Source organism: Brevundimonas sp. (assembly GCF_036405315.1).
GTDB lineage: Bacteria > Pseudomonadota > Alphaproteobacteria > Caulobacterales > Caulobacteraceae > Brevundimonas.
In genome coordinates this window covers 1-8,221 of sequence record NZ_DASWXW010000122.1, presented here as the reverse complement: position 1 = coordinate 8,221, position 8,221 = coordinate 1, and the positions used below count along the sequence as shown (strand labels likewise).

General features: G+C 68.4%; 9 protein-coding genes. 6 read left to right on the top strand and 3 right to left on the bottom strand.

All coding sequences use genetic code 11. The features are described from left to right. Positions 1 to 78: 78 nt before the first annotated feature. Positions 79 to 1,002 (top strand): methionyl-tRNA formyltransferase, encoded by a 924-nt coding sequence (gene fmt, locus VGE49_RS07185; RefSeq protein WP_331033878.1) that lies wholly within the window; start codon positions 79 to 81, stop codon positions 1,000 to 1,002. Beyond that, positions 1,002 to 1,751 (top strand): tRNA pseudouridine(38-40) synthase TruA, encoded by a 750-nt coding sequence (truA, locus tag VGE49_RS07180; RefSeq protein WP_331033877.1) that lies wholly within the window; start codon positions 1,002 to 1,004, stop codon positions 1,749 to 1,751. Before fmt ends, truA begins: the two co-directional genes overlap by 1 nt. A 168-nt stretch (positions 1,752 to 1,919) precedes the next feature. Here the strand turns inward: truA and VGE49_RS07175 are convergent, their stop codons facing one another. Next, positions 1,920 to 2,324, bottom strand: coding sequence for a YidB family protein (locus VGE49_RS07175; RefSeq protein ID WP_331033876.1), 405 nt, complete (start codon positions 2,322 to 2,324; stop codon positions 1,920 to 1,922). 95 nt (positions 2,325 to 2,419) lie between these two features. Further along, a complete protein-coding gene (locus VGE49_RS07170; RefSeq protein ID WP_105563734.1) occupies positions 2,420 to 2,557 on the bottom strand; it encodes an entericidin A/B family lipoprotein in 138 nt (45 codons plus the stop codon). Between the two features lie 98 nt (positions 2,558 to 2,655). On the opposite strand from VGE49_RS07170, the gene VGE49_RS07165 reads away from it, so the two are divergent. From VGE49_RS07165 to rplS, 4 genes are all read left to right on the top strand, one after another. Next, positions 2,656 to 4,320, top strand: a complete 1,665-nt coding sequence (locus VGE49_RS07165; protein WP_331033875.1) for a thiamine pyrophosphate-binding protein — start codon at positions 2,656 to 2,658, stop codon at positions 4,318 to 4,320. Between the two features lie 81 nt (positions 4,321 to 4,401). Continuing rightward, on the top strand, positions 4,402 to 6,243 hold the full coding sequence (locus tag VGE49_RS07160; RefSeq protein WP_331033874.1) for a DUF885 domain-containing protein: 1,842 nt from the start codon (positions 4,402 to 4,404) through the stop codon (positions 6,241 to 6,243). Between the two features lie 38 nt (positions 6,244 to 6,281). After that, the gene (trmD, locus tag VGE49_RS07155) at positions 6,282 to 7,034 is read left to right on the top strand and encodes a tRNA (guanosine(37)-N1)-methyltransferase TrmD (protein ID WP_331033873.1); all 753 of its coding nucleotides are present in this window, start codon (positions 6,282 to 6,284) and stop codon (positions 7,032 to 7,034) included. Positions 7,035 to 7,036: 2 nt separating this feature from the next. Next, positions 7,037 to 7,459, top strand: coding sequence for a 50S ribosomal protein L19 (gene rplS / locus VGE49_RS07150; RefSeq protein WP_292083849.1), 423 nt, complete (start codon positions 7,037 to 7,039; stop codon positions 7,457 to 7,459). A gap of 158 nt (positions 7,460 to 7,617) precedes the next feature. On the opposite strand, the gene VGE49_RS07145 is transcribed toward rplS, so the two are convergent. Continuing rightward, positions 7,618 to 8,103: a PA2169 family four-helix-bundle protein gene (locus VGE49_RS07145; protein WP_331033872.1), complete on the bottom strand. Its 486-nt coding sequence runs from the start codon at positions 8,101 to 8,103 to the stop codon at positions 7,618 to 7,620. Positions 8,104 to 8,221 lie beyond the last annotated feature (118 nt).

The window sequence follows — 8,221 nt, the reverse complement described above, 5'->3', positions numbered from 1 at the left end:
GCGGGCGGCGAGTGGGACGAGGGCGGCGGCGTCTATACGCGCTGGATGTAATCCGCCCCACGGTCTAAAGGCGTGGCCATGCGCCTAGCCTTCATGGGAACCCCCGACTTCGCCGTGCCGTCGCTGGCCGAGCTGATCGCCTCGGGACACGAGATCGTCGCCGTCTATTCGCAGCCGCCGCGCCCCAAGGGCCGGGGGCAGAAGCTGACGCCGTCGCCGGTTCACGCCTTCGCCGAGGCCATGGGTCTGCCGGTCTTCACGCCTGAGAGCATGAAGGCCCCCGAAGCCATCGAAACCTTCAGAAGCCTGGATCTCGACGCCGCCTGCGTCGTCGCCTACGGCCAGATCCTCAAGCCCGAGGTGCTGGAGGCCCCGCGTCTGGGCTGCTTCAACCTGCACGGTTCGCTGCTGCCGCGCTGGCGCGGCGCCGCCCCGATCCAGCGCGCCATCATGGCCGGGGACCGCCAGACCGGCGCCCAGATCATGCGGATGAGCGAAGGTCTGGACGAGGGCGCGATCATCCTGTCCGAGGTCATGGACATCCATCCCGACGACACGGCCGCCAGCCTGACCGAGCGCATGGCCCACCTGGGCGCCGCCCTGTGGCCCCGCGCCCTGGCCGCCATCGAGCGCGGCGGCTTCACCGAGACCGAACAGGTCGGCGAGGCGACCTACGCCAAAAAGATCACCCCCGCCGAGGCCCGCATCGACTGGACCCGCCCCGCCGCCGAGGTGGACGCCCACATTCGCGGCCTGTCGCCCTTCCCGGGCGCCTGGTTCGAGGTCGAGGCCGACGGAGAGCCCGTGCGGATCAAGGCCCTGATGTCGGCTCTGGCTGACGGGCAGGGGGCGCCCGGTCAGGTGCTGGACGACGCCCTGACGGTCGCCTGCGGAACCGGCGCGGTGCGCCTGGCCCGCGTGCAGCGCCCCGGCAAGGCGGCGCAGTCGGCCGAGGAAATGCTGCGCGGTTATCCCATTCCCGCTGGGGTGGTTCTGGGCTGATGCCCCGGTATCGTTTTACCGTCGAATACGACGGCTCGGCCTACAACGGCTTTCAGGCCCAGGCGGGCCAGCCGACCGTGCAGGGCGCGATCGAAACGGCGGTGACGGCTTTCAGCGGCCAGACCGTGCGCATCGCCGCCGCCGGGCGCACCGACACGGGCGTCCACGCCACGGGCCAGACCTGCCATGTCGATCTGGAGCGGGACTGGCCGGCGCGGACGGTGATGAACGCCCTGAACGCCCACCTGATGCACGAGGCCGTGGCGGTGCTGGACTGCGCCCCCGTCAGCGACGACTGGCACGCCCGCTTCACCGCCAACGGGCGCAAATATCTGTATCGCATCCTCAACCGTCCGGGCCGTCCGGCCCTGGATCGAGGCCGAGTCTGGCACGTCAAGAAGCCGCTGGACGCCGAGGTCATGCACGCGGCGGCCCAAGCTCTGATCGGCCTGCACGACTTCACCACCTTCCGCGACGCCCAGTGCCAGTCGGCCAGCCCGGTCAAGACCCTGGACGTGGCCCGCGTCAGCCGCGTCGGTGAAGAAGTGCATCTGGTGTTCGAGGCCCGCAGCTTCCTGCACCGGCAGGTGCGCTCGATGGCCGGCAGTCTGGCCGAGGTCGGTCTGGGCCGCTGGGCCGTGTCCGACCTGACCGAGGCGCTTGAGGCGAGGGATCGCGCGCGCTGCGGCCCAGTGGCGCCGTCAGACGGGCTCTATCTGACGGGCGTCACCTATGAGGCCGAGGCCTAGGGCCTCATTCCATCGTCATCCTCGGGTTTGACCCGAGGATCGAGCTGTCGGCTCTGCATCGAGGGAGAATGACCCGCGACCGCCACCCTGCCGTCGAGCGCGCGGGGCGCCCGATCCTCGGGTCAAGCCCGAGGATGACGGAGGGTGGAGAAGGCGGCGGCGTTTCGTTTAGCGTTTGAACAGACCGCTCAGGGCGTCGCCGATGCCGCCCGGCAGGTTGTTCAGCAGACCGCCCAGCAGGTCGTCGGCGCCTTCGGCCGAGCCGTTCGGGGTCAGCCGGTCGACGGCTTCCGGCAGCAGGCCGGCCAGGGTCTCGCTGGCCTGTTCCGGCGAGACGCCCAGCTTCTTGGCGAAGTCGGCGACGGGGCCGGAGCCGAGCACCGAGGCGATCTGCTCGGCCGAGACTCCGGCGTTGGCGCCCTTGCCGATCCATGAGGCGGCCACGTCGCCCAGGCCGTTCTGGCCGAACTTCTCGGCCAGACCGGCGACCCCGCCGTGACCCTTGAGCAGGTCCGACAGGCCGCCGGCGGCGTCGTCGCCCAGGCCGCCCAACACGTTGTCCAGAAGTCCCATGTGGTCTTTCTCCGATTTGAAGCCGGCAGTCTGGGGGAAGGTGGCGAAGCTTTTGTGGCGGGATCGCAAACGATCGCAAACCCGCCGACGCGGCCCTAGTTGCGAGCCGAGTTGGAGCTGGAGGTCACGGCCTGGCCGGCGGCTTCCAGATCGCGGCCCACGCCGGCGACGGTGTTGCAGGCGGCGGTGGTCAGGGCGGCGGCGATGACGCCGAGGACGATAAGCTTGCGCATGGGAATTCCCCGAAAAAAGGCGATTGGCAGCTTCAACGTGAAGCTTGGCCATAAGGTTGCATGGCCAATTCATCCTTCTATCTGCTAACGGCGAAAGCATGACGCAAGCTCTCGACACCGCCGCCCGCCGTCTGGTCGACACCCTCGTGATGAACGGGGTCGACAAGGTCTTCTGTGTGCCGGGCGAGAGCTATCTCGCCGTGCTAGACGCCCTGGCCGACGTGCGCGACCGGATCGAGGTCATCGTCTGCCGCCACGAGGCCGGAGCCGCCAACATGGCCGAGGCCTATGGCAAGCTGACGGGCAAGCCCGGCGTCTGCATGGTCACGCGCGGACCGGGCGCGACCCATGCCTCGATCGGCGTGCATACGGCGCATCAGGACTCCACGCCGATGATCCTGTTCGTCGGCCAGATCGCCCTGACCGACCGGGGCCGCGGCGCCTTCCAGGAGGTCGACTACCGCGAGGTCTTCGGCGGCCTGGCCAAGTGGGCGACCGAGATCGAAAGCCCGGAACGCACCGTCGAGGTGGTCGAGCGCGCCTTCGCCACCGCCCTGCAGGGCCGCATGGGCCCGGTGGTCGTGGCCCTGCCCGAGAACATCCTGCACGACCACGGCGGCCCGGCCCCGGCGCGCCCCGTGGTCGCCGCCAAGGCCGCGCTGGACCCGGCCTTTATCGAACAGGTGACGGCGCGTCTGGCCAAGGCCGAGCGCCCCATGCTGATCCTCGGGGGCTCCGGCTGGACCGACGCCGCCACCGACGCGATTTCCGCCTGGTCCGAGCGTCTGGGCCTGCCCGTCGCCTTGTCTTTCCGCCGCAAGGACCTGATCCGCAACGATCATCCCGGCTATGCGGGCGACCTGGGCCTGGGGCCGAACCCGAAGCTGGTCGCACGCGTCAAGGCGGCTGACCTGCTGTTGGTGATCGGCGCCCGCATGGGCGAGAACCCGACCCAGGGCTATACCCTGCTGGACCGCGTCAGGACGGCCGAGACCCTGATCCACATCCATCCGGGTGCGGAAGAACTGGGCCGCGTCTGGGCGCCGGCCCTGGCCGCCGCCTCTGACAATTCTTTGGCCGCCCTGGCCCTGTCCTCCATCGAGCCGGGTCGGACCTGGAGCGAGCAGGGCGCCGCCGCCCACGCCGACTTCATCGCCTTCTCGTCGCCCATCGCGGTGAACAGCGCCGTCAACATGAGCGAGGTCATCGCCCATCTGGCCGAAGCCCTGCCGGAAGACGCCATCCTGACCAACGGCGCAGGCAATTTCGCCGCCTGGCTGCACCGCTTCCATCGCCATCAGGCCCGCCGCACCCAGTTGGCCCCGACCTCGGGCGCCATGGGCTACGGCTATCCGGCGGCGCTGGGGGCCAAGGCCGTCGATCCGTCGCGCGAGGTCGTCTGCATCGCCGGCGACGGCGACTTCATGATGAGCGCCAATGAAATGGCCACCGCCGCTCAATACGGGCTCGGCGTCATCGTGGTGGTGGTCGACAACGGTGCCTTCGGCACCAGCCGCATGCACCAGGAGCGTGAATACCCGGCCCGTGTCATCGCCACCGAGCTGAAGAACCCCGACTTCGTGAAGTTCGCCGAGGCCTTCGACGCCTTCGCGGTCCGCTGTGAGCGGACGGAGGACTTCCCCGAGGCCCTGGCGGCGGCGCGCGAAGCTGCGGCGGGCGGGCGCCCGGCCCTGGTCCACCTGATCACCGACGCCGAACAGATCGCGCCGGGCCGCACCATCACCGACCTGCGCGGGGGCTGACGCCCTTCCTGACGGGTCTGGCGACTTGCGCCCGACGTCGCCTCGGGGAACAGTGCCGTCTCGTTGTTTCGAGGGGGTTTCATGCGTCGTTTTCTGATCTCGTCCGCCACCGTTCTGGCGCTCTGCGCTGCGGCGCCCGCCGTCTTCGCCCAGACAGCCGCGCCGGCTGCTGCGCCCGCTCAGGCCCAGAGCGAGGACGCGCGCCTCAACGCCTTCTTTGAACAGGCCTTCCAGGAACGGATTGCCCTCAGCCCGCAGTCGATGACCTCGCTGGGCCTCAAGACCGACTACGACAAGCTGGACGATGTCTCCGACGCCGCCGCCGACCGCGCCCTGGCCCTGCAGGAGGTGCAACTGGCCCGGATGAAGGTCGAGTTCGATCCGGCCAAGCTCAGCGCTCAGAGCAAGATGTCCTGGCGCCTGTTCGAATACGGCGTGCAGCAGGCGCGCCTGTCGAACCAGTGGCGCGACTGGAACTTCCAGTTCGCCGCCAACGGCAACCCTACGACCAGCCTGCCGGTCTTCCTGATCAATAATCATCGCATCAACAGCGTCCCGGACGCCGAGGCCTATGTCTCGCGGATCGGCGAGGCCGAACGCTACATGGGCCAGGTGGCGACGACGCTGAAGGCGCGCGCCGCCGAGGGCGTGGTCTCGCCCCGCTTCGTTTTCGAGCCCTCCATCGAGAACACCCGCAACGTCATCACCGGAGCCCCCTTCGACGGCGGCGCCGACAATCCGGTCTGGGCCGACTTCCAGAAGAAGGTCGCCGCGCTCGACGCCGATCAGGCGATCAAGGACCGCCTGCTGGCCTCGGCCCGCGCGGCCCTGACCGGCCCCTACAAGCGCGGTTTCGACACCGTGCTGACGGCCCTGGCCGAAGTCCGGCCGATGGCGGACAGCGACGCGGGCGTCTGGCGGCTGCCGAACGGCGAGGCCTATTACAACGCCCGCTTGCAGCTCTCGACCACGACCGACCTGACCGCCGACCAGATCCACCAGATCGGTTTGGACGAGGTGGCCCGCATCCAGGCCGAGATGGAGGTCATCAAGGCCAAGGTCGGCTTCAGCGGCTCGCTACAGGACTTCTTCGTCTTCCTGAAGACCGATCCGCGCTTCCAGTATCCGAACACGGCGGCGGGAAAGGAGCAGTATCTGACCGACGCCCGCGGCTTCATCGCCCAGGTCATGGCGGTGGCGCCCCAGTGGTTCTCGACCCTGCCCAAGGCGGCGCTGGAGGTCCGCGCCGTCGAGCCCTTCCGCGAGGCCACGGCCTCCATCGCCTTCTACAATGCCCCGGCGCCCGACGGCTCGCGTCCCGGCATCTACTACGTCAACCTGTCGGACATGACCCAGGTGCTGAAGCCCCAGATCGAGGGCATCAGCTATCACGAGGGCGCGCCGGGGCATCACTTCCAGATCGCCTATGCGCAAGAGATCGAGGGCCTGCCGCGCTTCCGTCGCTTCGGCGGCTACGGCGCCTACGCCGAGGGCTGGGGCCTCTACGCCGAACAACTGGGTAAGGAGATGGGCTTCTATCAGGACCCATACTCGGACTTCGGCCGCCTCTCGACCGAGCTGTGGCGTGCGGTGCGCCTGGTGACGGACACCGGCCTGCATGCCAAGCGGTGGTCCCGCGAACAGGCGATGGACTACTTCCGCCAGAATTCCCTGCTGTCGGAACGTGACATCCAGAAAGAGGTCGAGCGTTACATCACCAACCCCGGCCAGGCGACCAGCTACAAGATCGGCGAGCTGAAGATCGAGGAACTGCGCCACAAGGCCGAGACGACCCTGGGCGGCCGCTTCGACATCAAGGACTTCCACGCGGTGGTCCTCGGCTCCGGCTCGGTGCCGCTGGACGTCCTGGCCTATCAGGTCGACGCCTGGATCGCGGCGGGCGGCGGCAAGCCGGTCGCCTGAGGCTCGCCTTCGGGGTCTGAGAGCGGTAAAGGGCCGCCATGCCCTTTACCGCCACCGTCCTGACCATGTTCCCCGAGGCCTTTCCCGGGCCGCTCGGCGTGTCTCTGATCGGCACCGCCTGGCGCGAGAAGGGGCTGTGGGATCTGCAGACGCTGGACATTCGGGCGTTTTCCGAAGATAAGCGCGGCTTCCTGGACGACACCCCCGCGGGTGGCGGTCCCGGTCAGGTGCTGAAAGCGGACGTGGTGGCCCGGGCTCTCGATAGTCTGTCAGGCCCGCCCCGGCCGCTTTTGTACATGAGCGCACGCGGTCGACCCCTGACGCAGGCGCGAGTGAAGGAATGGGCCAAGGCCGACGGGATCGTCGTGCTTTGCGGTCGTTTCGAGGGGGTGGACCAGCGGGTGCTCGACGCACGCGGGTTCGAGGAGGTCTCCGTCGGGGACGCGGTGCTCGCCGGCGGCGAGGCGGCGGCCATGGTGGTGATCGAGGCGTGCGTACGACTGGTTCCCGGTGTTCTCGGCGCGGCTGAAAGCCTGTCGTCCGAAAGCTTCGAGGACGGCCTTCTGGAACACCCGCAGTACACGCGACCGCGAACGTTCGAGGGGCACGACATTCCCGAGGTGCTGCTGTCGGGCGATCACAAGAAGATCGCGCAATGGCGAGAGGCGCAGCGGGAAGAGACGACGCGGGAACGGCGCCCGGACCTCTGGGCGGCGCATCTTGCAAAGACGGCTGCGGAGCCTGGCTCCGCCAAATCAAAGGCAAAGGGAGCTAAAGCCCGAGGAGAATAGACATGAACATCGTCCAGCAGATCGCTGCCGAAGAAAAAGCCCGCCTGCTCGAAGGCAAGACCATCCCCGACTTCCAGCCGGGCGACACCCTGCGCGTCAACGTGCGCATCAAGGAAGGCGAGCGCGAACGCATCCAGGCGTTTGAAGGCGTCTGCATCGCCCGCGACAGCGGCGGCATCAACGAGACCTTCACGGTCCGCAAGATTTCCTTCGGTGAAGGCGTGGAGCGTCGCTTCCCGATCCTGTCGCCGAACGTCGAGTCCATCGAAGTGAAGCGCCGCGGTGTCGTCCGTCGCGCCAAGCTCTACTACCTGCGCGACCGTCGCGGTAAGTCGGCCCGTATCGCCGAGCGTCAGACGACCCGTCCGGCCAAGGGCGCCACCGTTCCGGTCACCGGTTCGGCCGACAAGGGCGACGAGGCTTAATCCAGCTTCGGCCCAACGCTGATAGATCGAGGCCCCGGCGGAAACGCCGGGGCCTTTTATCATTCTGGGGCGCTATCGCGCGTCGCGCGCGGCGCCGCGCTGCTTGAGCGCGACCTCCCCCTCCCCCTCCCCTTCATGGCGAGGGAGATTCCCACGTCCTACTGCGGATGCAGGGGATTGTCCGCGTCGCGCTGGCCCTCGAGGCTACGACGCAGGACATGCATTTCCTCGTGGCCGGAGCGGACGGCGGCCTGGGCGCGACGGATAGTTTCACGGGTCGTGGCCGACAGGGCCTCATCGCTGAGGGCGCGGTCGAAGCGGGCCTGCAGATGAGCCTCGCTGCTTTCGATCGAGCCGACGACCGAGGCCTCGTCGCGCATCAGAGCGTGCCTGATGTCCATGAAGGCGCGCTGCGCCTTGGCCAGGATGGAGCCCTCGTCCTCGGACTGGCCGCCCATGCCGCGCACCGCCGCTTGCAGATCGGCCGCCACCCGACGCCGCTCGTCGCTGCGGCGCAGGAAGAGGTCGCGATAGCGGGGATCATCCGTCTCGGCCGCCGCCTCGGCATAGCCGTCGGCGCTGTCGACGACACCGACGGCCAGATGGTTCAAAACCTTGATGTCATGACTGTTGGGGCTGCTCACCAGAAACCTCCATGGCTGACGCAGGTGAAACCCGCGCCAGCAGCGAAGGTTGCTCGGTTAAAGCTTGGTGCGCAGCGACCAGAGTTCAGGGAAGCAGCGGCGCTTCAGCGTCTCGACC

Excerpts from the sequence above, each read along its gene's own strand:
- VGE49_RS07175 (WP_331033876.1), bottom strand. The coding sequence starts at position 2,324 with ATGGGACTTCTGGACAACGTGTTGGGCGGCCTGGGCGACGACGCCGCC.
- VGE49_RS07165 (WP_331033875.1), top strand. The coding sequence starts at position 2,656 with ATGACGCAAGCTCTCGACACCGCCGCCCGCCGTCTGGTCGACACCCTC.
- fmt (WP_331033878.1), top strand. The coding sequence starts at position 79 with ATGCGCCTAGCCTTCATGGGAACCCCCGACTTCGCCGTGCCGTCGCTG.
- VGE49_RS07160 (WP_331033874.1), top strand. The coding sequence starts at position 4,402 with ATGCGTCGTTTTCTGATCTCGTCCGCCACCGTTCTGGCGCTCTGCGCT.
- truA (WP_331033877.1), top strand. The coding sequence starts at position 1,002 with ATGCCCCGGTATCGTTTTACCGTCGAATACGACGGCTCGGCCTACAAC.
- rplS (WP_292083849.1), top strand. The coding sequence starts at position 7,037 with ATGAACATCGTCCAGCAGATCGCTGCCGAAGAAAAAGCCCGCCTGCTC.
- VGE49_RS07170 (WP_105563734.1), bottom strand. The coding sequence starts at position 2,557 with ATGCGCAAGCTTATCGTCCTCGGCGTCATCGCCGCCGCCCTGACCACC.
- trmD (WP_331033873.1), top strand. The coding sequence starts at position 6,282 with ATGCCCTTTACCGCCACCGTCCTGACCATGTTCCCCGAGGCCTTTCCC.